At 63.9% G+C, this 25,627-nt stretch carries 21 protein-coding genes; 6 read left to right on the top strand and 15 right to left on the bottom strand.

What is annotated here, in order from left to right:
* Positions 1-192: 192 nt before the first annotated feature.
* Positions 193-2,403: a primosomal protein N' gene (locus BLS26_RS18660; protein ID WP_092513515.1), complete on the bottom strand. Its 2,211-nt coding sequence runs from the start codon at positions 2,401-2,403 to the stop codon at positions 193-195.
* A gap of 141 nt (positions 2,404-2,544) precedes the next feature.
* On the opposite strand from BLS26_RS18660, the gene BLS26_RS18655 reads away from it, so the two are divergent.
* The gene (locus BLS26_RS18655; RefSeq protein ID WP_092513513.1) at positions 2,545-3,516 is read left to right on the top strand and encodes a tyrosine recombinase XerC; all 972 of its coding nucleotides are present in this window, start codon (positions 2,545-2,547) and stop codon (positions 3,514-3,516) included.
* 122 nt (positions 3,517-3,638) lie between these two features.
* Positions 3,639-4,229 carry a DUF4337 domain-containing protein gene (locus tag BLS26_RS18650; RefSeq protein ID WP_092513511.1) on the top strand — a complete coding sequence of 197 codons (591 nt, stop codon included), beginning with the start codon at positions 3,639-3,641 and terminating at the stop codon, positions 4,227-4,229.
* A 173-nt stretch (positions 4,230-4,402) separates the two neighbouring features.
* On the opposite strand, the gene BLS26_RS18645 is transcribed toward BLS26_RS18650, so the two are convergent.
* From BLS26_RS18645 to BLS26_RS18590, 12 genes are all read right to left on the bottom strand, one after another.
* On the bottom strand, positions 4,403-4,933 hold the full coding sequence (locus tag BLS26_RS18645) for a hypothetical protein (RefSeq protein ID WP_092513509.1): 531 nt from the start codon (positions 4,931-4,933) through the stop codon (positions 4,403-4,405).
* 237 nt (positions 4,934-5,170) lie between these two features.
* The gene (gene lpdA / locus BLS26_RS18640; RefSeq protein ID WP_092513507.1) at positions 5,171-6,574 is read right to left on the bottom strand and encodes a dihydrolipoyl dehydrogenase; all 1,404 of its coding nucleotides are present in this window, start codon (positions 6,572-6,574) and stop codon (positions 5,171-5,173) included.
* 35 nt (positions 6,575-6,609) lie between these two features.
* Positions 6,610-7,356, bottom strand: a complete 747-nt coding sequence (locus tag BLS26_RS18635) for an SDR family oxidoreductase (RefSeq protein ID WP_172804630.1) — start codon at positions 7,354-7,356, stop codon at positions 6,610-6,612.
* A 180-nt stretch (positions 7,357-7,536) separates the two neighbouring features.
* The gene (odhB, locus tag BLS26_RS18630; RefSeq protein ID WP_092513503.1) at positions 7,537-8,778 is read right to left on the bottom strand and encodes a 2-oxoglutarate dehydrogenase complex dihydrolipoyllysine-residue succinyltransferase; all 1,242 of its coding nucleotides are present in this window, start codon (positions 8,776-8,778) and stop codon (positions 7,537-7,539) included.
* Positions 8,779-8,928: 150 nt separating this feature from the next.
* Positions 8,929-11,886, bottom strand: a complete 2,958-nt coding sequence (locus tag BLS26_RS18625; RefSeq protein WP_092513501.1) for a 2-oxoglutarate dehydrogenase E1 component — start codon at positions 11,884-11,886, stop codon at positions 8,929-8,931.
* Positions 11,887-12,020: 134 nt separating this feature from the next.
* Positions 12,021-12,905, bottom strand: coding sequence for a succinate--CoA ligase subunit alpha (sucD, locus tag BLS26_RS18620; RefSeq protein WP_092513499.1), 885 nt, complete (start codon positions 12,903-12,905; stop codon positions 12,021-12,023).
* A 51-nt stretch (positions 12,906-12,956) separates the two neighbouring features.
* Positions 12,957-13,433 (bottom strand): DUF1579 family protein, encoded by a 477-nt coding sequence (locus BLS26_RS18615; RefSeq protein WP_092513497.1) that lies wholly within the window; start codon positions 13,431-13,433, stop codon positions 12,957-12,959.
* Between the two features lie 2 nt (positions 13,434-13,435).
* Positions 13,436-14,632 (bottom strand): ADP-forming succinate--CoA ligase subunit beta, encoded by a 1,197-nt coding sequence (sucC, locus tag BLS26_RS18610; RefSeq protein ID WP_092513495.1) that lies wholly within the window; start codon positions 14,630-14,632, stop codon positions 13,436-13,438.
* 120 nt (positions 14,633-14,752) lie between these two features.
* Complete coding sequence (gene mdh / locus BLS26_RS18605; RefSeq protein WP_092513493.1) at positions 14,753-15,721, bottom strand: malate dehydrogenase; 969 nt, start codon at positions 15,719-15,721, stop codon at positions 14,753-14,755.
* Between the two features lie 233 nt (positions 15,722-15,954).
* Positions 15,955-17,139, bottom strand: a complete 1,185-nt coding sequence (gene zapE, locus BLS26_RS18600) for a cell division protein ZapE (RefSeq protein WP_092513491.1) — start codon at positions 17,137-17,139, stop codon at positions 15,955-15,957.
* Positions 17,140-17,349: 210 nt separating this feature from the next.
* The gene (gene thpR / locus BLS26_RS18595; RefSeq protein ID WP_092513489.1) at positions 17,350-17,886 is read right to left on the bottom strand and encodes an RNA 2',3'-cyclic phosphodiesterase; all 537 of its coding nucleotides are present in this window, start codon (positions 17,884-17,886) and stop codon (positions 17,350-17,352) included.
* Positions 17,887-18,078: 192 nt separating this feature from the next.
* Positions 18,079-18,858, bottom strand: a complete 780-nt coding sequence (locus BLS26_RS18590; RefSeq protein WP_371360981.1) for an arylesterase — start codon at positions 18,856-18,858, stop codon at positions 18,079-18,081.
* Between BLS26_RS18590 and BLS26_RS18585 the strand changes: the two genes are divergently transcribed.
* The 4 genes from BLS26_RS18585 (at position 18,857) to BLS26_RS18570 (ending at position 23,850) form a co-directional block, all read left to right on the top strand.
* Positions 18,857-19,570: an ABC transporter ATP-binding protein gene (locus tag BLS26_RS18585; RefSeq protein WP_092513487.1), complete on the top strand. Its 714-nt coding sequence runs from the start codon at positions 18,857-18,859 to the stop codon at positions 19,568-19,570. The genes BLS26_RS18590 and BLS26_RS18585 overlap by 2 nt on opposite strands.
* The gene (locus BLS26_RS18580; protein ID WP_092513485.1) at positions 19,567-22,137 is read left to right on the top strand and encodes an ABC transporter permease; all 2,571 of its coding nucleotides are present in this window, start codon (positions 19,567-19,569) and stop codon (positions 22,135-22,137) included. The genes BLS26_RS18585 and BLS26_RS18580 overlap by 4 nt, the downstream gene beginning before the upstream one ends.
* A 244-nt stretch (positions 22,138-22,381) precedes the next feature.
* Complete coding sequence (locus BLS26_RS18575; protein WP_092513483.1) at positions 22,382-23,173, top strand: Bax inhibitor-1/YccA family protein; 792 nt, start codon at positions 22,382-22,384, stop codon at positions 23,171-23,173.
* 140 nt (positions 23,174-23,313) lie between these two features.
* Positions 23,314-23,850, top strand: coding sequence for a GNAT family N-acetyltransferase (locus tag BLS26_RS18570; RefSeq protein ID WP_092513481.1), 537 nt, complete (start codon positions 23,314-23,316; stop codon positions 23,848-23,850).
* A gap of 104 nt (positions 23,851-23,954) precedes the next feature.
* Here BLS26_RS18570 and BLS26_RS18565 read toward each other — a convergent pair whose 3' ends face one another.
* Together BLS26_RS18565 and BLS26_RS18560 are read right to left on the bottom strand one after the other, a co-directional pair.
* Positions 23,955-24,341, bottom strand: a complete 387-nt coding sequence (locus BLS26_RS18565) for a DUF2794 domain-containing protein (protein ID WP_092513479.1) — start codon at positions 24,339-24,341, stop codon at positions 23,955-23,957.
* A gap of 482 nt (positions 24,342-24,823) precedes the next feature.
* The gene (locus tag BLS26_RS18560; RefSeq protein ID WP_092513477.1) at positions 24,824-25,600 is read right to left on the bottom strand and encodes a thioredoxin family protein; all 777 of its coding nucleotides are present in this window, start codon (positions 25,598-25,600) and stop codon (positions 24,824-24,826) included.
* Positions 25,601-25,627: the final 27 nt, after the last annotated feature.

The raw sequence follows: 25,627 nt of genomic DNA, 5'->3' as shown, positions 1-25,627 counted from the left end.
CGTAACGGTCGCGAATTCGTTCGCGCCGACTAGAGCCTGCCGTCGCACATGACGGCAGGCTTTTTTGTGCCCGGAACCTATCGGCCGTCATTGCGAGGAGCGTAAGCGACGAAGCAATCCAGCTCCTCTAGGCAAAGAGCTGGATTGCTTCGCTTCGCTCGCAATGACGGAGAGAGACCTTCGCCGTTCCGGTCACAAAAAGCTCTGCGGATCGACATCCACTTCGAGCTTGAGATTGCCCTTGGTCTTCGGCCCCGCGGCGAGCCATTCACGCAAATAGTCCGACAGGTCGACATTGCGCAGCGACTTCACCAGCAGCCGGAAACGATAGCGGCCCTTGATGACGGCCAGCGGCGCCTCGGCGGGCCCCAGCACCTGGATGCGCTCGTCGATCGGGGCGATGGCAGCAAGTTTTCGCGCAAAGCCTTCCGCGGTCGGCCGGTCGCCGGCGGAAATGATCAGGCTGGCAAGCCGGCCGAACGGCGGATAGCCGGTGCGTTCGCGCGCGTCGATTTCAGAGCCGTAGAACGCCTCGCGGTCGCAGGCGATCAGCGCCTTCATCACGGGGTGTTCGGGCTGATGGGTTTGCAGATAGCCGACGCCGCGACCCTGGTCGCGGCCGGCGCGGCCGATCACCTGGTTCAGCAACTGCCAGGTCCGCTCGGCGGCGCGCGGATCGCCGTTGCCGAGGCCCAAATCCGCATCGACGACGCCGACCAGATTGAGCCTGGGGAAATTATGCCCCTTCGCCACCAGTTGCGTGCCGATGATGATGTCAACGCGGCCTTCGGCGATTTCGTTCAGTTCGCTGCGCATGGTCTCGATCGAGGTGATGAGATCGCTCGACAGCACCATGGTGCGGGCTTCCGGAAACAACTGTGCGGCTTCCTCCTGCAGGCGCTCGACGCCGGGGCCGACCGCGACCAGCGATTCCTCGGCTGAACAATGCGGGCAGATGTTCGGGCGCGGCATCGAGAAGCCGCAATGGTGGCAGACCAGCCGCTGCCGAAACCGGTGGTCGACCAACCAGGCGTCGCAGATGGTGCAGGCAAAGCGATGCCCGCAGGCCCGGCATAGCGTCAGTGGCGCATAGCCGCGGCGGTTCAGGAACAGCAATGCCTGTTCGCGCTTCTCGATCGCGAATTTGATCTGCTCGGCCAGTGGCGGCGAGATGAAACGGCCGCGCGGCGGCGGCGCGCGGCGCAGGTCGATCGCCTCGATATGCGGCATGTGCTGGCCGCCGAAGCGCGACGGCAGCGCCACGCGCTGATAGCGGCCCTTGCGGGCGTTGACTTCGGTTTCGACCGACGGCGTCGCCGACGCCAGGATGATCGGGATCTTTTCGATCCGCGCCCGCACCACCGCCATGTCGCGGGCATGATAATGCGCGCCGTCGCTCTGCTTGTAGGCCTGGTCGTGCTCCTCATCGACCACGATCAGCCCCAGATCCGCATAGGGCATGAACAGCGCCGAGCGGGCGCCGACCACGACCGGCGCTTCGCCGGATGCGATCGCGGCCCAGTTGCGCGCGCGGGTCCGCGGCGTCAGTTCCGAATGCCACTCCAGCGGACGAACGCCGAAACGCTGCGCGAAGCGATCGAGGAATTGTCCGGTCAGCGCGATCTCGGGCATCAGGATCAGCGTCTGCTTAGCTCGGCGAACGGTTTCGGCGATCGCCTCGAAATAGACTTCAGTCTTGCCCGAGCCGGTGACGCCATCGAGCAGCGCGACATGAAAGCTACCGTTGGCCGCCAGCGCCCGCATCGCATCGACGGCGCTGCGCTGCAGGGAAGAGAATTCCGGTTGCGCATGGTGCGGATCCGGCGCCGGCGGCGCCAGTGGCGGCGGCATCGCCTCTGTTGTCAGCGTGCCCTCGTCGACCAGACCGTCGATCACGCCACCGCTGACGCCGGCTTCCCGCGCCGCATCGGACTTGCCGTGCAGCAGGCCATCCGACAGCACCTCGATCACCCGCCGCCGCGCCGGCGTCAAACGCCGCGGCGGCTCGCCGACCAGCCGCACCCCGAGCCGCATCCGCTCGGGCCCGAGATTTTCGCCCATCCGCAGGCACATGCGCAGCACCATGCCGCGGGCGGACAGCGTGTAATTGGAAACCCAGTCGACGAGATGGCGCAGTTCTTCCTTCAGAGCGGGCACGTCGAGCTTTTCGCCGACATCCTTGAGGCGGTTGTGCAGGCGCGGATCGGGCGTGGCGTTCTCCGCCCACACCACGGCCACCACCTCGCGTGGCCCGAGCGGCACGCAGACGACGTCGCCGGGTTTCAGTTCCATGCCGCGCGGCACCCGGTACGAATAGGCCTGATTGAGCGCAACCGGCACCAGCACGTCGACGACACGCGCCGACTGTGACGATGAGGTGGTTTGGCGCGTGGAATGGTCCATCGAATCAGGCTCTGACGTGGCAGCCGCCTAGGTTACGGGCCCGTGGCGGTGGGGGCTACCCAAGTTAACGGAAGGTAAGCGAAAGAGGTGCGATATAATCGCCAAAGAATCACGGCGCCATAGCTCCATGAGCCAAGCTTCATGACCCAATCTGCCGCGCCAGCGCAAACCATCGATCTCGACTGCGCGGACGAAAGTTTTGCGCTGGAGATGACGCGATGGCTGACGCATCTGCGCGCCGAACGGCGGCTGTCGCCGAAGACGCTGGAGGCCTATGCCCGCGACTTGCGGCAGTGCCTGGCCTTTCTCTGTGAACACTGGGGCAAGCGGGTGTCGCTCAAGGCGTTTGCCGCGCTCGAAGCCAGTGATGTCAGGGCGTTCATGGCGATGCGCCGCGCCGACGAGATTGGCAGCCGCTCGCTGATGCGGGCGCTCGCGGGCCTGCGCTCGTTCGGACGATTTCTGGAGCGCGAAGGCAAGGGCAAGGTCGGCGCTCTGTCGGCGATCCGGGCGCCGAAAATCGGCAAGAGCCTGCCGAAGCCGATCCAGATGGCCGCGGCCAAACGGTTTGCCGATGCCGAAGAGCGCGCCGGCGAGGATCGCGATCCCTGGATCTGGGCGCGTGACGCGGCCGTGATGGCGCTGCTCTACGGTTCGGGCCTGCGTATCTCCGAGGCGTTGGGGCTGAAGCACCGCGACGTGCCGAAGCCCGGCGAAGGTGACGTCATCACAGTGCTCGGCAAAGGCAACAAGACCCGGATGGTGCCGGTGTTGCAGAACGTGCTGGCGCTGATATCAGACTACACCGCGATGTGCCCGCATCCGCTGCCGCCGGCGGGGCCGATCTTCGTCGGCGCCCGCGGCGGGCCGCTCAGCCCCCGGATCATCCAGCTCACCATGGAGCGGCTGCGCGGCGCGCTCGGCCTGCCCGACAGCGCCACGCCGCATGCGCTGCGGCATTCCTTCGCCACCCATCTCTTGAGCCGCGGCGGCGACCTGCGCGCGATCCAGGAATTGCTCGGTCACGCCTCGCTCTCGACCACGCAGATCTATACCGGGATCGACACCGAGCGGCTGCTGGAAGTCTACCGCACCGCCCATCCCCGCGGGTGACCGCGCCGCGCGACGACATATTCCCGTCACACCGTTGACGAGGCGCGCTTGCCTCTTGCGCCGGCCATATTGTTCGGTCAATCGTGGGGCCGGGTCACGGCCATTCAGCGGGGAGAACTACCATGAGCGCGCATGAGAGCATGGAGCAGGCGGATCAGGCCAAGGAGGCTTCCGGCGAAAACAGGAAGATCGCACTGCTGATCGCAGTGATCGCGCTGTGCCTGGCGCTGTCGGAAACGCTGGGCAAGGGCGCGCAGACCGAGTCGATCAGCAAGAACGTCGAAGCCTCGAACCTGTGGGCCTTCTTCCAGGCCAAGAGCATCCGCCGCACCGTGGTTGAAACCACCGCCGAACACGCGAGACTCAGCCTCGGCACCGTCGGCGACGATGCCGCCAAGGCGGCGCTGCAAAAGCAGATCGACGACTGGAAAAAAACCGCGGCGCGCTATCGCTCGGAGCCGGAGACCAAGGAAGGTTCGGAACAGCTCTCCGAACGCGCCAAGGACGCCGAACACGAACGCGACGAGGCGACGGCGAAATACCATCACTACGAGCTGGCCTCCGCCGCGTTCCAGATCGGCATCGTGCTGGCCTCGGCCACCATCATCACCGGCATCGTCGCGCTGGCCTGGGTATCCGGCATCCTGACGCTGGCGGGGATCGTCATGACGGCACTCGGCATCCTGTCGCCGCATCTGCTACATTTACACTGAGCGAAAGGCGACGCGGCGTCACCGCGTCATTGCGAGCCAACGGGTCGGCGCGAAGCGCCGCCCGATGACAGGCTCCGCGAAGCAATCCAGTCTTTCTTCGTGCGGCAAGATGGATTGCCGCGTCGCTTCGCTCCCTTGCACAAACGCTTCGCGTTTGTTGCAGGTAATGACAGCTAGCGCGCTTCGTGCACGCTTTTGCGAAAGCGCTGGATCAAGCGCAGCATCCGCGATGACCAGCCGCCGCCCTCGCCGCGCACGGTATCGAGAAGCCGCTGCTTGACCGGCTCGACCAGAGCGGCGGCCTTGGCGCGCAGGGCCATCACGAATTCATAGAGCCTCTCGAACCAGCGCATTTCCAGCAGCTTCGCGCGCGTCACGTCGAAGATGAAGGCGGTGACGCCGACGCCGAGGAATTTCGCGAACACGATGGTGACGACGGCAGCCAGCCAGTATTCATGGGTCAGCAGCCACAGCCCGGCCAGCTTGAGCGGAAACAGCGGAATCACCGGCACCAGAAACACGATCAACGTCATCGCCGGCGACAGCGTGTCGACCCGCTCGGCCAGCCATTGCTTGAAGGTGCGCAGCGGGATCAGCGCGACGGCGCGCGCCACGATCGGCTCGAGATGATCCCACAGCCATGCTTCGACCAGGAAGATGACCGCGAGCAAAACCCAGAACGGTTGAAGTAGGCGGCGCATCATGGACGTGATCTCTAGAGTCTTATCGGTTCTGATTTTATCAAAACCGATGAGACTCTACTCTTTTGTTTTGACGCGTTTTCGTTACGCGAACCGGTATCCACTTCGCTCGAAAACGCTCCAGGGCGCGATGACTTTTCTTCGAATCGTCATTTCGCCCCGTCTTCATTTGAGCATGGCTTTTCAACACACCGGTATCAACTTTTCCGGATCATGCTATCCGGCAAATGCCGGTGTCGATCACATATGGATGGCGCGCTTGCCCACCGCAAGCGCCGCTTCCTTGATGGCTTCGGAACGGGTCGGATGCGCATGGCACGTTCGCGCCAGATCCTCGGCGGAACCGCCGAACTCCATCAAAACACAGGCTTCGTGGATCATTTCGCCGGCTTCGCGGCCAATAATGTGCACGCCGAGCACCCGGTCCGTCTTCGCATCTGCGAGAATTTTCACGAAGCCGTCCGTGGTCTGGTTGACCTTGGAACGGCCGTTGGCGGTAAAGGGAAATTTGCCTGACGTATACGCCACACCCGCCTGCTTCAGCTCTTCCTCGGTCTTGCCGACCGACGACACTTCCGGCGTGGTATACACAACACCGGGGATCACATCGTAATTCACGTGGCCGGCTTGCCCCGCGATGATCTCCGCGCAGGCAACGCCTTCGTCCTCGGCCTTGTGCGCCAGCATCGGCCCCGCGACGACGTCGCCGATCGCATAGACGCCCTTCACGCTGGTGGAAAAGTGCGCGTCGATCTGCACACGGCCGCGATTGTCGAGCGCCACGCCGGCCTCCTTGAGGCCGAGGCCTTCGGTGTAGGGCACGCGGCCGATGCAGACCAGAACCACATCGGCCTCGAGCGTCTCCGCCGCACCGCCCGCCGCCGGTTCGACCTTGGCCGCGAGCGTCTTGCCCGAGGTGTCGACGCCGGTGACCTTGGCGCCGAGCTTGAACGCAAAGCCCTGCTTCTCGAGGATGCGCTGGAATTGCTTGGCGATTTCGCCATCCATGCCGGGCAGGATGCGATCGAGGAATTCCACCACGGTGACCTTGGCGCCGAGGCGATGCCACACCGAGCCGAGTTCGAGGCCGATCACGCCGGCGCCGACGATCAACAGGCTCGACGGCACCTTGTCGAGCGACAGCGCGCCGGTCGACGACACGATGCGCTTCTCGTCGATCTCGATGCCCTTCAGCCGCGCGATATCCGAGCCGGTGGCGATGACGATGTTCTTGGTCTCGACCACCTGCGCCTTGCCGTCGCCGCCGGTGACCTCGACCTTGCCGGCGCCGAGAACCTTGCCCTTGCCGCTGATGACGTCGATCTTGTTCTTCTTCATCAGGAACTCGACGCCCTTGACGTTGCCGTCGATGCCCTGCTGCTTGAAGTTCATCATCGAGGGCAGATCGAGCGCAGGCTGTGAGACCTTGACGCCCATCTTGGCAAAGGAGTGTCCGGCTTCCTCGAACATTTCGGAAGCATGCAGCAGCGCCTTCGACGGCATGCAGCCGACATTGAGGCAGGTGCCGCCCAGTGTCGCGTCCTTCTCGACCACGGCGACCTTCATGCCGAGTTGCGCCGCGCGCACCGCGCAGACATATCCACCGGGTCCGGTGCCGATGACGACGAGATCGTAGGTAGCCATGATCGAAATCCTGTAGCTGAGAGATGTGACAGGGATTAGCGCCCGCCGGAGACATCCAGGATGGCGCTGGTAACGTAGGAGGCCTCGTCCGACATCAGCCAGACAATGGCGTTGGCGATTTCTTCGGCGGTGCCGACCCGTTGCATCGGCACCATATGCGCCAGACGATGGGCGCGATCGGGTTCGCCGCCCGACGCATGAATTTCGGTATCGATCAGCCCGGGCCGGATCGCCGCGACGCGAATGCCTTCGCCGGCGACTTCGTGGCCGAGGCCGACGGTGAAGGAATCCACCGCGCCCTTGGACGCCGCGTAGTCGACATAGGTGTTGGGGGCGCCGAGTTTGGCCGCGACCGAGGACAGGTTGACGATGACGCCGCCCCCGCCGCCGTTGCGCGTCGACATCCGCTTGACGGCTTCGCGGGCGCACAGAATGCTGCCGGTGACGTTGATCGCCATCATGCGCTGAATGCGCTCGGCCGACATGTCTTCGACCCGTGCCGACGGCCCGACGATGCCAGCATTGTTGATCAGCGCGCCGAGCGTGCCGAAATCGTCGGCCGACTTGAACAGCGCCAGAATATCCTTCTCGCTGGCGACGTCGCATTTCACCGCGATCGCCTTGCCGTTCTTGCGCTCGATCGAGGCGACGACTTCTTTTGCAGCCGTTTCGTTGCTGGCATAGCCGACCACGACCCGGAAGCCGCGGGCGGCGGCGGCAAGTGCGGCAGCGCGGCCGATGCCGCGGCTGCCGCCGGTGATCACAACAACCTTGTCCGTCACATCAGCCCCCACTAGTGCCCGGTTCTGATTGAATCATAACCGGTCTCTACACTTTGTTCTGACGCGTTTTCTCTACGCGAACCGGCATCCACTTCGCTCGAAAACGCTCCAGTCACAGCGTATCGATCCACGGCGCGCGCGACGCCGGGCCCGAACGCCGACGCCGGCAAACCGAATGTATTAGAGATCCAGCACCAGCCGGGCCGGATCTTCCAGGCTTTCCTTGACGCGAACCAGGAACGTCACCGCTTCCTTGCCGTCGATCACGCGGTGATCGTAGGACAGCGCCAGATACATCATCGGCCGGACTTCGATCTTGCCGGCGACCACCATCGGCCGCTCCTGGATCTTGTGCATGCCGAGAATGGCGGACTGCGGCGCGTTCAGGATCGGCGTCGACATCAGCGAACCGTAGATGCCGCCATTGGTGATGGTGAAGGTGCCGCCCTGCATCTCGTCGATCTTGAGCTGGCCGTCACGGGCGCGGCGGCCGAAATCGGCGATCGATTTTTCGATATCGGAGATCGACTTGTGATCGCAGTCGCGCACCACAGGCACGACCAGGCCCTTGTCGGTGCCGACGGCAACGCCGACGTGATAGTAGTTCTTGTAGATCAGGTCGGTGCCGTCGATCTCGGCATTGACGGCCGGGATGTCCTTCAAGGCCTGCACGCAGGCCTTGGTGAAGAAGCCCATGAAGCCGAGCTTGGTGCCATGCTTCTTTTCAAAAACGTCCTTGTACTGCGTCCGCATCGCCATGATGTGGCTCATGTCGACCTCGTTGAAGGTCGTGAGCATCGCCGCGGTGTTCTGCACGTCCTTCAGCCGGCGCGCGATAGTCTGGCGCAGCCGCGTCATCTTCACGCGCTCTTCGCGCGCGGCATCGTCGGCCGGGGACGGAGCTCGCACCTGCACGGCGGCCGCAGGCTGATTGACCGGGGTCGGCGCCGAGGCCGCCTTCTCGATCGCAGCCAGCATGTCGCCCTTGGTGACGCGGCCATCCTTGCCGGAGCCAGGCACGGTCGCGGCGTCGACGCCGCTTTCGGCGGAGAGCTTGCGCACCGACGGCGCCAGCGGCGCGTCTGCGGGTGCGGCCTTCGGCGCCGGAGCGGGCGCAGGTGCAGTGGCCGGTGCGGCGGCGGCAGCAGGAGCCTTGGCAGGCGAAGCAGCCGGCTTGGCGCCAGCGGCGCCCTCCGAGATCTGGCCGAGCAGCGCGCCGACGGCGACGGTTTCGCCATCCTTGGCGGCGATCTCGCCGAGCACGCCCGCCGACGGCGCCGGGACTTCGATGGTGACCTTGTCGGTCTCGAGCTCGACCAACGGTTCGTCCACCGCCACGGCGTCGCCGGCCTTCTTGAACCAGCGGCCGATGGTGGCTTCCGTCACGGACTCGCCGAGCGTCGGAACACGAATTTCAATCATGGTCTGTTTCCTCTTTGCGTCATGGCCGGAATCGTCCGGACCATCCACGCCTACAATCGGTTTTGGGAAAGCAAGCTGTCATATCCGAGACATAAGAAGCGAAGACGGCGCTCCGCGCCTTTTGCCCCGGATATGATGAGTTGAAAAAATCTAGTTCAGCGCCTCGTCCAGCAGGGCCTTGAGCTGCGCCAGATGCTTCGACATCAAACCGGTAGCGGTTGCCGCCGACGCGGCGCGGCCGGCGTAACGCGGGCGCCTGTTCGGCGCGTGGACCTGGCTCAGCACCCATTCGAGATAGGGCTCGATGAAGTGCCACGCGCCCATGTTGCGCGGCTCTTCCTGGCACCAGACCACCTCGGCACCCTTGAAGCGTCCGAGCTCGTGCACCAGCGCCTTCAGCGGCACCGGATAAAGCTGCTCGACGCGCATCAGGTAGATGTCGTTGATGCCGCGCTTCTCGCGCTCCTCGTAGAGGTCGTAATAGACCTTGCCCGAGCACAGCACGATGCGCTTGATCTTGTCGTCCGACACGAGCTTGATGGGCTCGTCGGGCAGCATCTGGGCGTCATCGTACAGGATGCGGTGGAAGGTGGCGGTGGCGCAGAGTTCGTCCAGCCGCGACACCGCGCGCTTGTGGCGCAACAGCGACTTCGGCGTCATCAGGATCAGCGGCTTGCGGATCTCGCGATGCAGCTGGCGCCGCAGCACATGGAAGTAGTTCGCCGGCGTGGTCGGGTACACCACCTGCATGTTGTCTTCGGCGCACATCTGCAGGAAGCGCTCGAGCCGCGCCGAGGAATGCTCCGGCCCCTGCCCTTCATAACCATGCGGCAGCAGGCAGACCAGGCCGGACATGCGCAGCCACTTGCGCTCGCCCGACGAAATGAACTGGTCGAACACCACCTGGGCGCCGTTGGCAAAATCGCCGAACTGCGCTTCCCACATCGCCAGCGCATTCGGCTCGGCCAGCGAATAGCCGTACTCGAAGCCCAGCACCGCCTCTTCGGACAGCAGCGAGTTGATGACCTCGTAATGGCCCTGATCGCCGCCAAGATGGTTGAACGGCGTGTAGCGGCTCTCGTCTTCCTGGTCGATCAGCACCGAGTGGCGCTGCGAGAAGGTGCCGCGCTCGGAATCCTGACCGGACAGGCGGACGTGACGGCCTTCCTGCATCAGCGAACAGAACGCCAGCGCCTCACCGGTCGCCCAGTCGATGCCGACGCCGTTGTCGATCGCCTTGGCGCGGTTCTCCAGATAACGCTGGATCGTGCGGTGAACCCGGAAGCCGTCCGGCACCTTGGTGATCTTGCGGCCGATATCCTTCAGCACAGCGACATCGACGCCGGTGACGCCGCGGCGGGCGTCTTCTTCCTGATCGGCGGACTTGAAGCCGGCCCATTTGCCGTCGAGCCAGTCGGCCTTGTTCGGCTTGTAGCCGGAGCCGGCCTCGAGTTCGGCATCGAGCCGCGCGCGCCAGTCGGCCTTGGCCTTTTCGACCTCGCCTTCGGTCATCACGCCGTCGGCAATCAGCCGCTTGGAATAGATCTCGACCGTGCCGGGATGCGTTCCGATCTTCTTGTACATCACCGGCTGGGTGAACATCGGCTCGTCGCCTTCGTTGTGACCGTGCCTGCGGTAGCAGAACATGTCGATCACGACGGGCTTGTGGAATTTCTGCCGGAACTCGATCGCGACCTTGGCCGCGAATACCACGGCTTCCGGATCGTCACCGTTCACATGGAAGATCGGCGCGTCGATCATCTTCGCCACATCGGACGGATAGGGCGAGGAACGCGAGTAGCGCGGATAGGTGGTGAAGCCGATCTGGTTGTTGACGATGAAGTGCAGCGAACCGCCGGTGCGGTAGCCTTTCAGGTCGGACAACGCAAAGCATTCCGCCACCACGCCCTGGCCGGCGAACGCCGCGTCGCCATGCATCAAGAGCGGCAGCACCGAAATGCGCTGGTCTGGCGGATCGCCGTGCTGGTCCTGCTTGGCGCGCACCTTGCCGAGCACCACGGGATCGACGATCTCCAGATGCGACGGGTTGGCGGTCAGCGACAGATGGATGCGGTTGTTGTCGAACTCGCGATCGGACGAGGCGCCGAGATGGTACTTGACGTCGCCGGAGCCTTCGACCGCGTCGGGATTGGCGGAGCCGCCCTTGAATTCATGGAACAGCGCGCGATGCGGCTTGCCCATCACCTGGGTCAGCACGTTGAGGCGGCCGCGATGCGGCATGCCGACGACGATTTCCTTGACGCCGAGATTGCCGCCGCGCTTGATGATCTGCTCCAGCGCCGGGATCAGCGCTTCTGCGCCATCAAGACCGAAGCGCTTGGTGCCGGTGAACTTGATGTCGCAGAATTTCTCAAAGCCTTCGGCCTCGATCAGCTTGTTGAGGATCGCGCGACGGCCTTCGCGCGTAAAACTGATTTCCTTGTCCGGACCCTCGATGCGCTCCTGGATCCAGGCCTTCTGCGCGGCGTTGGTGATGTGCATGAACTCGACGCCGAGCGTCTGGCAGTAGGTGCGCTCGCAGATCGCGACGATTTCGCGCAAGCTGCCGTATTCGAGGCCCAGCACGTGGTCGAGGAAGATCTTGCGGTCGAAATCGCCTTCCGAAAAACCGTAGCTGCGCGGATCGAGCTCTTCGCGGTCGCGCGGCGCCTCGATGCCGAGCGGATCGAGCTTGGCGTGGAAGTGACCGCGCATGCGGTAGGCACGGATCAGCATCAAGGCGCGAACCGAATCCCGCGTCGCCTGGTGAACGTCGGCGGCGGATATTTCGGCGCCCTTGGTCTGCGCCTTGGCGGCGAGCTTGGCGCCGACCGCCTTCTCGACGGTGACCCAGTTGCCGTCCAGCGCCGAAGTCAGCTCGTCGCGCGGCGTCAGCGGCCAGTTGTCGCGACCCCAGGAAGCGCCGTCGGCGTTCTTCTGGACGTCAGCAGGGCTGTCCTTCAGGCTCTTGAAGAACTCCTGCCAGTCGGTGTCGACCGAGGCCGGATCCTGCTCGTAGCGGGCGTAGAGTTCGTCGATGTAGGTGGCATTGGTGCCCTGCAAAAACGAGGAGAGGGCAAAGGCGGCATTCGCGTCCTGGCGAGACATGGGGTCGTCCTGGTGATTTCGGTTCGCGCGTGGCAGACGGCGCAAAAACCGATCCGGAGGCCGGATCGGCTGGATAAAGAACCCTTTACCCTATTTAGGACGAATATTCCCGCCGAAAAGAACCAAGAATTGAATTAGGACTTCAATTTTTCGACGAGGGTATGTCCGAGCCGGGCGGGTGACGGCGAGACCGTAATTCCGGCCGATTCCATCGCCGCGGTCTTGGAACCGGCGTCGCCCTTGCCGCCGGAGATGATGGCGCCGGCATGGCCCATGCGGCGGCCGGGAGGGGCGGTAACCCCGGCGATGAAGCCGACCATCGGCTTCTTGCGGCCGCGCTTGGCCTCGTCCTTGATGAACTGGGCGGCGTCTTCCTCGGCGGAACCGCCGATTTCGCCGATCATGACGATCGAGGTGGTCTTGGGGTCGGCCAGAAACATCTCCAGCACGTCGATGAATTCGGTGCCCTTGACCGGGTCGCCGCCGATGCCGACCGCGGTGGTCTGGCCGAGGCCTTCCTGGGTGGTCTGGAACACGGCTTCATAGGTCAAGGTGCCGGAACGCGAGACGATGCCGACGCTGCCGGGCTTGAAGATATTGGCCGGCATGATGCCGATCTTGCACTCGCCCGCGGTCATCACGCCCGGGCAGTTTGGCCCGATCAGGCGCGATTTCGATCCGCTCAGCGATCTTTTCACCCGCACCATGTCGAGCACCGGAATGCCTTCGGTAATGCAGACGATCAGCGGGATTTCCGCGTCGATCGCCTCGCAGATCGCATCCGCCGCACCCGGCGGCGGCACATAGATCACGGAGGCGTCGGCGCCGGTCTTTTCGCGCGCTTCGGCGACGGTGTCGAACACCGGAAGGCCAAGATGGATCGAGCCGCCTTTGCCCGGCGAGGTGCCGCCCATCATCTTGGTGCCGTACGCGATCGCGGCCTCGGAATGGAACGTGCCGTTCTTGCCGGTAAAGCCCTGGCAGATGACTTTGGTATTCTTGTCGATCAGAACGGACATGATGGATGTTACTTTCGCAAATGGCCAGGAAAGGGAGAACTCAAGGGAGAACTAGTGGATTCGCCGGTACGCGCCGGTGAGCACGTCGGCCCATCCTTCGGCGTCAGGCGAGAACTGGATCTTCATGGTGTAGTTGTTGTCGTCGATGACTTCGTAGACATGGCGCGCATTGCCGCGCAGCGAGCCGCGCACCAGGACCAGCGACTTGCCGCTCCAGCCGCCGGAAGCCGGCGACGGCGGGTAGTAGCCGAGCGAATCGTGCCAGAACAATTTGTAGAGCCGGTCCTCGCGATCGAAGGTGAAGACGCCGTGGGTGGCGAAGCTTTCCTTGCCGTCGCGGGTCTGGCGGGTGTCCTGGATCAAATAGAAGCCGTTGAGGTCGATGCGCGCGACCACGCGCGAGGTCGCAGGTCCGCCCGCGGTCCAGCGTGACGGATAGACCATCTCTTCGCCGCTCCATTCGCCGGCAAACGCCGCGAGCTTGCGGTGTTCATCGAGCAGCGTCGGTGCGTCGAGATGGTCAGCCATCGCTAGCCTCCCTTAACGGCTTTCACGATTTTCTGCGCGGCATCGTCGAGATTGTCGGCGGGCACGACGTTGAGACCGGATTCGCGGATGATCTTCTTGCCGGCGTCGACGTTGGTGCCTTCGAGCCGCACCACCAGCGGCACTTTCAGGCCGACTTCCTTGACCGCGGCCACCACGCCCTCGGCAATGATGTCGCATTTCATGATGCCGCCGAAGATGTTGACCAGGATGCCCTTCACGTTGGGATCGGCGGTGATGATCTTGAAGGCCGCGGCGACCTTTTCCTTGCTGGCGCCGCCACCGACGTCGAGGAAGTTCGCCGGCTCCATGCCGTAAAGCTTGATGATGTCCATCGTCGCCATCGCGAGGCCAGCGCCGTTGACCATGCAGCCGATGGTGCCGTCGAGCGTGACGTAATTGAGATCGTATTTCGACGCCTCGATTTCCTTGGCGTCCTCTTCGGTCTCGTCGCGCAAGGCGGCGACTTCGGGATGGCGATACATCGCGTTGTCGTCGAACGACACCTTGGCGTCGAGCACGCGCAACAGGCCCTGTTTGGTGACGACCAGCGGATTGATTTCCAGCATCGCCATGTCCTTGGCGGTGAAGGCGTTGTAGAGCTGCACCACCAGCTTCTCAGCCTGCTTGGCGAGATCGCCGGAGAGGTTGAGCGCCTTGGCCACGGTGCGTCCGTGATGGCCCATGATGCCGGTCGCCGGATCGACCGAGAAGGTCACGATCTTTTCCGGGTTGTTGTGCGCGACGTCCTCGATGTTGACGCCGCCTTCGGTCGAGACCACGAACGCGACTTCCGAGGTTTCGCGGTCGACCAGGATCGAGAGATAGAACTCCTTGTCGATGTCGGAGCCGTCTTCGATGTAGAGGCGGTTGACCTGCTTGCCGTGTTCGCCGGTCTGGATCGTGACCAGCGTGGCGCCGAGCATCTGCTTGGCGAATTCGTTGACCTCGGCGACCGACTTGGCGATGCGCACACCGCCCTTGTCGCCGGCAGAGGCTTCCTTGAACTTGCCCTTGCCGCGGCCGCCGGCGTGGATCTGGCTCTTTACCACCCAGATCGGGCCGGGAAGCTTCTTGGCAGCAGCGTCGGAATCCGAGGCTTTCAGGACGGCTTCGCCGCGGGAAATCGGCACGCCGAATTCATGCAGCAGAGCCTTGGCCTGGTATTCATGGATATTCATCGCGACGCTCCCCAAACCCTGACGCGGTGCGATTGATGTTCACACCGGATTTCCATGTGGTATACCATATACCAGATGGAGTGCAAATATTCCAACCGGCTAGCTAATAGCCGAACGGGATCAACGGCCTAGCAGATCCGGCGCGATCTTCTTGCAGGCGTCGACCAGGCCCTGAACCGAGCCGACCGACTTGTCGAAAGCTTCGCGGTCCTTGCCGGCCAGTTCGATCTCGACGATGCGCTCGACACCCTTGGAACCGATCACGACGGGCACGCCGACATACATGTCCTTCACGCCGTACTCGCCGTTGAGATAGGCGGCGCAGGGCAACACGCGCTTCTTGTCCTTCAGGTAGCTCTCGGCCATCGCGATCGCGGAGGCGGCCGGCGCGTAGAACGCCGAACCGGTCTTCAAGAGATTCACGATCTCGGCGCCGCCGTTGCGGGTGCGGTCGACGATCTCGTCGATGCGGGCCTGCGAGGTCCAGCCCATCTTGACCAGGTCGGGCAGCGGGATGCCTGCGACGGTGGAATATTTTACCAACGGCACCATGGTGTCGCCGTGGCCGCCGAGCACGAAGGCGGTGACGTCTTCGACCGAGACGTTGAATTCATCGGCCAGGAAATAGCGGAAGCGCGCGGAATCGAGCACGCCGGCCATGCCGACCACCTTCTTGTGCGGCATGCCGGAGGCCTTCTGCAGCGCCCAGACCATCGCATCCAGCGGGTTGGTGATGCAGATGACGAAGGCGTCGGGGGCGTATTTCTTGATGCCGGCGCCGACCTGCTCCATGACCTTGAGGTTGATGCTCAAGAGATCGTCGCGGCTCATGCCGGGCTTGCGCGGCACGCCGGCGGTGACGATGCAGACCTTGGCGTTGTCCAGCGCCTCGTAGGAATTGGCGCCGGTCAGGTGGGAATCGAAACCGTCGACCGGGGACGACTGCGCGATATCGAGCGCTTTACCCTGCGGAACGCCCTCGGCGATGTCGAACATCACGACGTCGCCGAGCTCCTTCAGGCCGACGAGGTGAGCCAGCGTTCCGCCGATCTGACCGGAGCCAATCAAAGCAATCTTGTCGCGCGCCATGGGAAATTTGTCCTTCTGAGACGAAGAGGGAGAGGGAAAGTCAGGCTGGACGGCTGGTTATCCCTTTCGATTGATACGTTCAAGTCGGGGTATGCCCAATTGTCGGTCTCCTGCCGATCTTGCCTTGATTTCGGTCAGGCCTGTCATTCCGGGGCGTACGAAGTGCGACCCCGGAAGTTCGAGATTCCGGGTTCGATGCTGGCGCTTCGCCCCGGAATGACGGCGGAAGCGATTTACGTCTCCACCAGCCCCGTGGTGGACCCACTCGCGGCGGAATCCTTCCTTCCGTGCGGGAGCGCCAGATAGGATTCCGAACTCATTTCGATCAGCCGCGACGAGGTCCGCTTGAACTCGTTGGCCTCAGTGCCTTCGGTCGCCAGGTACAGCGACACCGGATCGGCCGCGGCCGAGGCCATCAGCTTCACCGCATTGTCATACAGCGTGTCGATCAGCGAGATGAAGCGCTTGGCGGCGTTGCGCTCGCCGTGGTCCATCACAGGAATGCGATCGATCAGAATGGTGTGATAGTCGTGCGCCAGCCGCAGGTAGTCGGAGGCGGCCAGCGGCTTTTCGCAGATATCGGCAAAACCAAACCGCGCGACGCCGTGCGCCGAACAGGGCACGCGCAGCACCCGGCCCTTGATCGCGATGTCGCGCGCCTTGCACGGTGCATTGCCGGTCATCTTGCCCCAGGCCTTGTCGAGCGCGGCGGCGGCGGATTGATCTGCCGGCACCAGCCACATGTTGACGCCGGCAAGTTTTTCCAGCCGGAAATCCGTGCGCGCGTCGAGCCGCAACACGTCCATGTGGTCGGAGATCTGCGCGATGAACGGCAGAAACAGCGCGCGGTTCAGGCCGCCTTTGTAGAGATCGTCGGGCGCCACGTTCGAGGTCGCCACCACGACGGTGCCGAGTTCGAACAGCTTTGAGAACAGCCGCCCCAGGATCATCGCGTCGGCAATGTCGGTGACGTGAAATTCGTCGAAACACAACAGCCAGGCCTGGTCGAAGATCGCGTTCGCGGTCAGCGCGATCACGTCGCCGTCGGCGATTTCGCCGCGCGCGATGTTCTGGCGATAGCCGTAGATGCGCTCATGCACCTCGGCCATGAATTCGTGGAAATGGGCGCGGCGCTTGTGTTCGACCGGACTGTACTGAAAGAACATGTCCATCAGCATGGTCTTGCCGCGGCCGACCTCGCCATGAATGTAGAGCCCGCGCGGCGGCGGCTCGTCCTTGTCGCCGAACAGCCGTCCGAGCAGGCTCTGCTTGCGCGCGGGCTTGTAGCTCGACAGCCGCTCGTCGAGGGCAGCCAGCGCCTCGACGGCGTCGGCCTGCGCCGGATCGGCCTCGATCGCGCCGGAGGAGACCAGCGCCTGATATTGTGAGCGGAACGAATTGGGCGAGGTGGACAGCATGGGAGCATCTTACGGCCCCAAGCGTGCGAAAATTGCAAGCCGTGAATTGGTGGTGGGGGTATGCGTGAACACGCCCAAAGTCGTCATACCCCGCGAAGGCGGGGTATCCAGTACGCCGCGGCTTCTCGGCTCTATCTCAGACGTCTCTGGTATACTGGATCATCCGCCTTCGCGGATGATGACAGTGTCGGTTGTCGCGCGCACCTAATCTCACGCACTCAGCGCGTAGGAATCCTCGACCACATAGGGCCCGCCGCCGGTGGAGGCGCGGGAGGAGAACAGCACGAAGCGATCGGCCATGAAGGTGCGGCTCGGGAAATAGCCGCGCACCGAAAGATAATCGGCGACGTCCTGGCTCGAAGCATCGTGCAACCGCGCCAGCGTCACATGGGGGACGAACTTGCGGCCTTCGGGATCGAGCCCGAGGCGCTGCATCAGCCGCTCGAGCTCGGCCTGCAGCTCGATCAGCGGCCGGCTCGGCTCGACGGCGGCGACCACCGCGCGCGGTTTCTTGCCGCCGAAACTCTGCAGGCCCTGCACTTTCACTTCGAACGGCTTGCGGTTGATTCGAAACAGCAGCGAGGCGATTTCATTCGCCGACATGCCGTCGATATCGCCGATGAAGCGCAGGGTGACGTGATAATTTTCGGGATCGATCCAGCGTGCGCCGGGAAGGCCGCCACGCAAATTGGAAAGTTGCTGGCCGATCTCGGCCGGAATTTCCAGTCCAGCGAACAAACGCGGCATCGCAAGATCCTCGATGCAGAGGCTTGAGCCGCGAGGCTCTCGCCTGACAACAAACCCGGTGACGAATCACCGATACCTAATTTCTACCCGACTTATGTGACTCTGCGAAGCATGCGGCACGCGCTGTCCGGAAAGCTACGGAAAAAAACTTGGATAAGGTTACTGGGGTTAAGGTTATCGCCTTCCGGTTTTTCAACTGCGTTGCCCGGAGATCGTGCCGAGAACGGCCTCCACCACGGGCAGTATATTTTTCACGATGACATCGACCCCCTCCGCGGTCGGATGCAGGCCGTCGGCCTGATTGAGCTTGGCGTCGGCCGCAACCCCTTCGAGAAAAAACGGATAGAGCGGGACGTCGAAGGATTTCGAAAGCTCCGGATAGATCGCGTTGAATTTGGCCGCGTACTCGCTGCCATAATTCGGCGGCGCCACCATGCCGCACAACAGCACCACAATCTTGCGCGCCTTCAGCCGGGTCAGGATATCGGTCAAGGCGGCGCGGGTGACGGCGGGGTCGGTGCCGCGCAGGGCGTCGTTGGCGCCGAGTTCGAGAACGACCATCTCGGTTCCCTCGGGGATCGACCAGTCGAGCCGGTCACGGCCCCCCGAAGCGGTGTCGCCGGACACCCCGGCATTGATCATGTCGACCTTTATCCCTTTGTCGCCCAAGGCTTTTTGCAGCCGCGCCGGGAACGCCGCCGGACCCGACAGGCCAAGGCCGGCACTCAGGGAATCGCCCAGCACGACCATTTTGAGGGACTTGATGGGGCCTGCGGCCGGCTCGGTGGGGCCTGCGGCCGGCGTGGTGGGGCCTGCGGCCGGCTTGGCGGCTGCCGCGCCCGGGGTTTGGGCCAAAACCGGGCCTGCCATGATCCCTGCCGTCATCAAAGCCATAATCAACACGCGTATGTGCGCGAAGATTCGTAAGCGCCCCTCGACCCGAGCGGCGGAAGTGCCATATGACCGAGCCATGGACAGTCTCATCGAACCCTCTTCACTGATCGGCCTCCAGCCGGACACCATTTCCATTTCCAACGTCAATCTCTCGCTCGGCTCCGGCGCCGCGCGCGTACATATTCTGAAAGATATCAGCCTTCGTGTAGCATCGGGCGAGGCGATCGGCCTGATCGGACCGTCAGGCTCGGGCAAATCGACCTTGCTGATGGTGATGGCGGGGTTGGAACGTCCTGACAGCGGAGAAGTGGTGGTGAACGGAACGCCGTTCAATGCCCTCGACGAGGACGCGCTGGCGCGCTTCCGTGGCCGCCAGGTCGGCATCGTGTTCCAGTCGTTCCACCTGATCCCGACCATGACCGCGCTGGAGAACGTCGCGGTGCCGCTGGAGCTCGCCGGCAACCCCGATGCCGCCGAGCGCGCGGCGCAGGAGTTGACCTCGGTCGGGCTCGGCCAGCGCCTGCACCATTATCCGACGCAACTGTCCGGCGGCGAACAGCAGCGCGTGGCACTGGCCCGCGCGCTGGCGCCCGACCCCGCCATTCTCGTCGCAGACGAACCGACCGGCAATCTCGACGAAGCCACCGGCAAGCAGATCGTCGATCTCCTGTTCACCAAACATGCCGAGCGCGGCATGACCTTGGTGCTGGTGACGCACGACACTTCGTTGGCGCAGCGCTGCGATCGCGTGGTGCGGCTGCGCTCCGGAAAGATCGACACCCATTCATGAACGTCATTGCTGAACCCGTTTACCGCAGCCGTGGAGCGTCGCTGGCGTTGCGCTACGCGCTGCGTGAATTGCGCAGCGGCCTGCGCGGCTTTTACGTCTTCATCGCCTGCATCGCGCTCGGCGTGATGGCGATTGCCGGCGTCGGCTCTGTCGCGGCCAGCCTCAGCGAAGGTCTGACGCGCGAAGGCCGCACGCTGCTCGGCGGCGATGCCGCATTTTCGCTGATTCAGCGCGAGGCCAAACCGGAAGAGGTTGCCTTCCTGCGCACGCGCGGCCAGGTGTCGGTCGCGGCCGCCCTGCGCGCGATGGCGCGCTCTGGCGACGGCAAGTTCGCACTGGTCGAACTCAAGGCGGTCGACAGCAGCTATCCGATGCTCGGTGAATTGTCGCTCGCGCCGAAAATACCGGTGGCGGATCTGCTCGCCGAGCGCGACGGTGCGTTCGGTGCGGCGGCGGACTCCACATTGCTGGCGCGGCTCGACCTCAAGCTCGGCGACCGCGTCACCATCGGCAACGCCACCTATCAGATTCGTAGCGTGGTCGAGGCCGAGCCGGACAAGCTCGCCGGCAATGTCGGGCTCGGCCCGCGCTTTCTGGTCAGCGAGGCCAGTCTGCGCACAACTGGCCTGCTGCAGCCGGGCAGCCTGGTGCGATGGATTTACCGCGTCAGGTTGCCTGATAATGCGACCGACGATCGCGCCGCGACCCGGCTGGTCGACGATGCGCGCGCCACGCACCCGCAAGCCGGCTGGGAAATTCGCAGCCGCGGCAACGCCTCGCCGCAGCTCGAGCGCACCATCAGCCGCTTCACGCAATTCCTCACGCTGGTCGGCCTTGCCGCGCTGCTGGTCGGCGGCGTCGGCGTCGCCAATGCGGTCAAGAGCCACATCGACCGCCGCCGCGACGTCATCGCCGCGTTCAAGGCGCTCGGCGCCACCGGCCGCGACGTTTTTTCGATCTATCTGACCCAGGTGGTCGTGCTGGCCGGGATCGGCTCGATCATCGGGCTCGCGGCCGGCGCCGCGCTGCCGTTCGTCATCGTCGGCGTGTTCGGCAAGGTGCTGCCGCTGCCGGTGATCCCGGCGCTGCACCCGGACGAACTCGCATTGTCGTTCATCTACGGGCTGCTCACCGCGCTCGCCTTCGGGCTATGGCCGCTCGGCCGGGTCCATGACGTGCCGGTCGCGGCATTGTTCCGCGAAGAGGTCGCCCGCGAATGGCATCGCCCGCGCTGGAGCTATCTCGCGCTGATGGCCGCCGTGATCGCGCTGCTGATCGGCGTTGCCATCGGCCTTGCCTATGACAAGCGCGTCGCCGCGGTGTTCGTGGTTTCCTCGATCGTCGTCTTCGTGGTGCTGCGCGGCGTTGCCGCCGGCCTGATGGCGCTGGCGCGCCGCCTGCCGCGGTCCCGCATCACCATGCTGCGGCTGGCGATTGCCAACATCTACCGGCCGGGCGCACTGACGCCGTCGGTGGTGATGTCGCTCGGCCTTGGCCTCGCGGTACTGGTCACGATCACCCAGATCGACGGCAATCTGCGGCGGCAGTTTCTGGCCGCCTTGCCGGATCGCGCGCCGTCGTTCTTCTTCATCGACATTCCGACCACGGAGGCCGACCGTTTCTCAGCCTTCCTCAAGCAGACCGCACCCGACTCGACCGTGGAGGACGTGCCGATGCTGCGCGGGCGTATCGTCGCCGCCCGCGGCGTCAAGGCCGAAGAACTCGGCGCCTCCCAGGATTCCGAATGGGTGCTGCAGAGCGACCGCGGCCTGACCTATACCGGCGAGATTCCCAAAGGCTCGAAGATCGTCGAGGGCGAATGGTGGGGCGCCGACTATAGCGGCCCGCCGCTGGTCTCGATGGAGAAGAAGATCGCCGACGGCCTGAAGCTCAAGATCGGCGACGAGGTCGTGGTCAATGTGCTCGGCCGCGACATCCCGGCGAAAATCGCCAACCTGCGCAACATCGACTGGCAGGGGCTGGGCTTCAATTTCGTGCTGGTGTTCTCGCCGAACGCCTTCAAGGGCGCGCCGCTGACCCATGTCGCTACGCTAACCGAAGCCCATCCGGACGCCGCCGGCGACGCCAGGATCATCAGGCAGGTCGCGGACGCCTTCCCGATGGTGACGAGCGTGCGGGTGCGCGAGGCGCTGGAGACCATCGGCACCGTCGTCACCAACCTCGTGCTCGCGATCCGCGGCGCCAGCGCGGTGACGCTGATCTCGGCCATCCTGGTGCTGGGCGGCGCGCTGGCCGCCGGCCACAGGCACCGGGTCTACGACGCCGTGATCCTGAAGACGCTGGGCGCCACAAGGGTGCGGCTGCTCGGCGCCTATGCGCTGGAATATCTGATGATCGGGTTTGCCACCGCCGTGTTCGGCGTGATCGCGGGCTCGGTCGCGGCCTGGCTGATCGTGACCCGGATCATGACGTTGAGCTTCATTTGGCAGGCCGGCAGCGCGGCCGGCGTGGTCGCCGCCGCCCTGATCGTCACCGTCGGCCTCGGACTCGCGGGGACGTTGCTGGCCCTGAACCAGAAGCCGGCCAGCGTGTTGCGGAATTTGTGACAAATTGTAGCGGCCGCAAGGCAGGGTTAACCCTGCTTTTGCTCGGGAATCGCTGATCGGAGCGACATTCAGCCGCGCGTGGAAGCTTGCAGCGAATGTGTTAGTTTCCCACATATCGGATGGGAACAGACCCGGTTTGATGACGTAAAATTAATGTCGGCAAATCGCGGTGATCTGAGATAGATTTCTAACCGGCGTCGCAAAACCCCTTGCGCTCCGCCGGGCAACCAACGGGAATTCGACCATGTCGGACCTAGACCGTAACTACGCTTCTCCTTTCGGCCGGGCCGCCGGGCGCGCTGATGCCGCGACCGTCGATGCCGGTCTGCGCGCCTACATGCTGCGCATCTACAACTACATGAGCATCGGCCTGGCCATCACCGGCCTGGCGGCGCTCGGCGTCTATATGGCGGCGGTGACGACGGATCCGTCGGCGGGTGCTGCCAAATTCGGCAACGCCTTCCTGACGCCGTTCGGCTACGCGATGTATGTCAGCCCGCTGAAGTGGCTGTTCATCTTCGCGCCGCTGGCGATGGTGTTCGCGATCTCCGCCGGCATCAACCGGCTGCGGCCGGCGACCGCCCAGATGCTGTTCTGGGTGTTTGCCGCACTGATGGGCATTTCGCTGTCGTCGATCTTCCTGGTGTACACCCACACCTCGATCGTGCGGGTGTTCTTCATCACCGCGGCATCGTTCGGCGCGCTGAGCCTCTACGGTTACACCACCAAGCGTGACATGACTGGCATGGGCTCGTTCCTGATCATGGGCCTGTTCGGCATCATCATCGCGAGCCTGGTCAACATCTTCCTGGCGAGCTCGATGCTGCAGTTCATCGTCTCCGTGGTCGGCGTGCTGGTGTTCGCGGGCCTCACCGCCTGGGATACCCAGCGGCTGAAGAACGACTACATCTACGGCTATGCCTCGCAGGGCGGTGACATTGCGGAGCGGGCGGCGATCACCGGCGCGCTGTCGCTCTACCTGAACTTCATCAACCTGTTCACGCTGCTGCTGCAGCTGCTCGGCCAGCGCGACTAGCGCTTCAGCCTAGCCCGACGATTTAAAGCCCCGGCCTTCGCGCCGGGGCTTTTTGTTTTCTCTTCCCCTCTCCCCTTGTGGGAGAAGGGAAGAAGTGCGGAGCGGCTTCCCTTTCACGGAAAAGATTCTAATCTTCCCCCATGTCCGCAGCAGAAATCAGGCCCGCGACCGAGGCCGACCTCCCCTTTGTCACCGAAATCTACGAACACGCGGTGCGCTACGGCACCGCGACCTTCGAGCTGATCCCGCCCGACCTTGCCGAGATGACCCGGCGCTTCCGGGCCTTGATCGACGGCGGGTTTCCGTACCTGGTCGCCGCCGTCGAAGGCCGCGTCATCGGCTACGCCTATGCCGGGCCGTACCGGCCACGGCCGGCCTATCGCTTCACGGTGGAGAATTCGGTCTACCTGCAGCCTTCGACCCACCGCCGCGGCATCGGCCTGCAACTCATGCAGCGGCTGATCGTCGAATGCGAGGCGCGCGGCTATCGGCAGATGATCGCCGTGATCGGCGACTCCGCCAATGCCGGTTCGATCGGCGTCCACACCAAGACCGGTTTCCAGATGATCGGGACCCATCCCAGTGTCGGCCTCAAATTCGGCCGTTGGCTCGACACCGTGATGATGCAGCGCGCGCTGGGCGAAGGTGCGGGCACGCTGCCGGATGGGAAAGCGTGAGCTTCGCAAATGCGTAGGGTGGGTTAGCGAAGCGTAACCCACCAACTTCGTGCGGCGCTGTTAATACCGCGGTGGGTTACGGCTTCGCCTGACCCACCCTACGATTAAACCACCGCCAGCTTGCGGTCGATCACCAGCAGCACGCGCTCGAGTTCGTGGCCGCGGCGCAGGATCAGCCCGGTCGCCGTGATCACGCTGTACATGCCCTGCTTGCGCGCCAGCCGCGGATCTTTCTCGATGCGATAGATCGGGACTTCGGAGGCGCGGCGAAACACCGAGAACACGGCGCGGTCTTTCAGGAAGTCGATGGCGTAGTCGCGCCACTCGCCGTCGGCGACCATGCGGCCGTACAGGTTGAGGATGCGGTTGAGTTCGAGGCGGTTGAACGTGACGCGATTTGGCGAGGGAGTTGTTTGCCCGGGGCTCGCAACGGCGGCGCGCGCCGCTGCGCGGTTCTCGCTTGGATCGGTGTCCTCCGATATCGAACTCATCGGGTGCCTCCTGTCATCCCGATGACAGCACTTCCTGTCATCGCCATGACATGATTGCGCTAACCGCGGAGCGTCGCAAGGGCCTTTGTCGATATCCCGGGAAGCCGGACATCGCGGGAGCCGCGACGGATTGTCCGGCTCGGTTTCTCCCGATACCGCAGGAAACGTCGAGTCACGCGATCGTTAGCGGAATCTTATTGCTGCCCTACTTCCGCCAACCGACCGCCCCGCTGGATTGCGAGAAGATAATTCTGCGTTGACCCGGTCCTTTCGGTTCCGGATTCCTCAGCCCCCAGCCCCCCGGGGCCGTCGGGATCGGGTCTGTTCGCAGGGGAGTTAATCCCGAACTCGGGCCAACGAAAGTTGGTCCTTTTTCGTTTCTGGGGTCTGCTTTCCGGAGCCCTGCTGCGCCGGCCGTGTTTCGACAGCCGCCAAGCCCTCGCCGGCAGCCGCGACATCCGCTCCAAAATTTCCTTTGGAATTTAACGCAGCGGCGTATAGGCCGCGCCGAGCATCGGGCCCGGCTTCTCGCGATTGCCGTCCTGAACATAGACCACCGCGGCATCGACGCCGTCACGCGAGATATTCTCGATCGGCACGGTCCAGCTTCCGGAATTGCCATTCCAGTCGCCGACCTTCAAGAGATTGCGCACCACATTGTAGTAGGTGATTTCGCGGCCGCGATTTTCTCCGCGCCCGATCGAAATCGGCACCGCCTTCGAGACCGAACAGATCCAGACCTCGCCGTGCGCGATCGTCGGCGCCTTGCTGGCGGCGACCGAAACATTGATCAGCTTGCCGGACAGTGTCATCGTCACCGGCACCGACATCACGCCATCGGCCTTGGTCGTATCCTGGATCGCGCCTTCGATGCTGTCGCGATCGCTGCCGATCACATGCGCCGAACCGTTGACGATCACCTGCGGCGTATAGACGTCGCGATCGCCGCGCATATGCGAGTAGGCTTTCTGGCGGGCGCTGAAGCGCGAGTCCGCCAGCGTGTCCTTCCAGCCGAGATAATCCCAATAGTCGATCGGCATGCTCAGCGCGATCACCGAGGGGTCCTTGGAGAGCTCGCCGAGGATCTTGTCGGCGGGCGGACAGGACGAACATCCCTGCGAGGTGAACAGCTCGACCACGGCGCGCGGGTCGGCATGGGCGGGTCTGATAACGGCGACGATCGCGCAGACGCCGAGTGCACCTGCACTGAGCGCGCCGGACCAACGTGAAATACGGTTATAGGCCATCATCGCTGTCATACTGCGAACCGGTCGTAGCGATTTCCA

Source organism: Afipia sp. GAS231, from assembly GCF_900103365.1.
GTDB lineage: Bacteria > Pseudomonadota > Alphaproteobacteria > Rhizobiales > Xanthobacteraceae > Bradyrhizobium.
This window is presented reverse-complemented; position numbering and strand designations above follow the sequence as displayed.

Excerpts from the sequence above, each read along its gene's own strand:
- BLS26_RS18660 (WP_092513515.1), bottom strand. The coding sequence starts at position 2,403 with ATGGACCATTCCACGCGCCAAACCACCTCATCGTCACAGTCGGCGCGT.
- BLS26_RS18655 (WP_092513513.1), top strand. The coding sequence starts at position 2,545 with ATGACCCAATCTGCCGCGCCAGCGCAAACCATCGATCTCGACTGCGCG.
- BLS26_RS18650 (WP_092513511.1), top strand. The coding sequence starts at position 3,639 with ATGAGCGCGCATGAGAGCATGGAGCAGGCGGATCAGGCCAAGGAGGCT.
- BLS26_RS18645 (WP_092513509.1), bottom strand. The coding sequence starts at position 4,933 with ATGATGCGCCGCCTACTTCAACCGTTCTGGGTTTTGCTCGCGGTCATC.
- lpdA (WP_092513507.1), bottom strand. The coding sequence starts at position 6,574 with ATGGCTACCTACGATCTCGTCGTCATCGGCACCGGACCCGGTGGATAT.
- odhB (WP_092513503.1), bottom strand. The coding sequence starts at position 8,778 with ATGATTGAAATTCGTGTTCCGACGCTCGGCGAGTCCGTGACGGAAGCC.
- BLS26_RS18625 (WP_092513501.1), bottom strand. The coding sequence starts at position 11,886 with ATGTCTCGCCAGGACGCGAATGCCGCCTTTGCCCTCTCCTCGTTTTTG.
- sucD (WP_092513499.1), bottom strand. The coding sequence starts at position 12,905 with ATGTCCGTTCTGATCGACAAGAATACCAAAGTCATCTGCCAGGGCTTT.
- BLS26_RS18615 (WP_092513497.1), bottom strand. The coding sequence starts at position 13,433 with ATGGCTGACCATCTCGACGCACCGACGCTGCTCGATGAACACCGCAAG.
- sucC (WP_092513495.1), bottom strand. The coding sequence starts at position 14,632 with ATGAATATCCATGAATACCAGGCCAAGGCTCTGCTGCATGAATTCGGC.
- mdh (WP_092513493.1), bottom strand. The coding sequence starts at position 15,721 with ATGGCGCGCGACAAGATTGCTTTGATTGGCTCCGGTCAGATCGGCGGA.
- zapE (WP_092513491.1), bottom strand. The coding sequence starts at position 17,139 with ATGCTGTCCACCTCGCCCAATTCGTTCCGCTCACAATATCAGGCGCTG.
- thpR (WP_092513489.1), bottom strand. The coding sequence starts at position 17,886 with ATGCCGCGTTTGTTCGCTGGACTGGAAATTCCGGCCGAGATCGGCCAG.
- BLS26_RS18585 (WP_092513487.1), top strand. The coding sequence starts at position 18,857 with ATGGACAGTCTCATCGAACCCTCTTCACTGATCGGCCTCCAGCCGGAC.
- BLS26_RS18590 (WP_371360981.1), bottom strand. The coding sequence starts at position 18,858 with ATGGCTCGGTCATATGGCACTTCCGCCGCTCGGGTCGAGGGGCGCTTA.
- BLS26_RS18580 (WP_092513485.1), top strand. The coding sequence starts at position 19,567 with ATGAACGTCATTGCTGAACCCGTTTACCGCAGCCGTGGAGCGTCGCTG.
- BLS26_RS18575 (WP_092513483.1), top strand. The coding sequence starts at position 22,382 with ATGTCGGACCTAGACCGTAACTACGCTTCTCCTTTCGGCCGGGCCGCC.
- BLS26_RS18570 (WP_092513481.1), top strand. The coding sequence starts at position 23,314 with ATGTCCGCAGCAGAAATCAGGCCCGCGACCGAGGCCGACCTCCCCTTT.
- BLS26_RS18565 (WP_092513479.1), bottom strand. The coding sequence starts at position 24,341 with ATGAGTTCGATATCGGAGGACACCGATCCAAGCGAGAACCGCGCAGCG.
- BLS26_RS18560 (WP_092513477.1), bottom strand. The coding sequence starts at position 25,600 with ATGACAGCGATGATGGCCTATAACCGTATTTCACGTTGGTCCGGCGCG.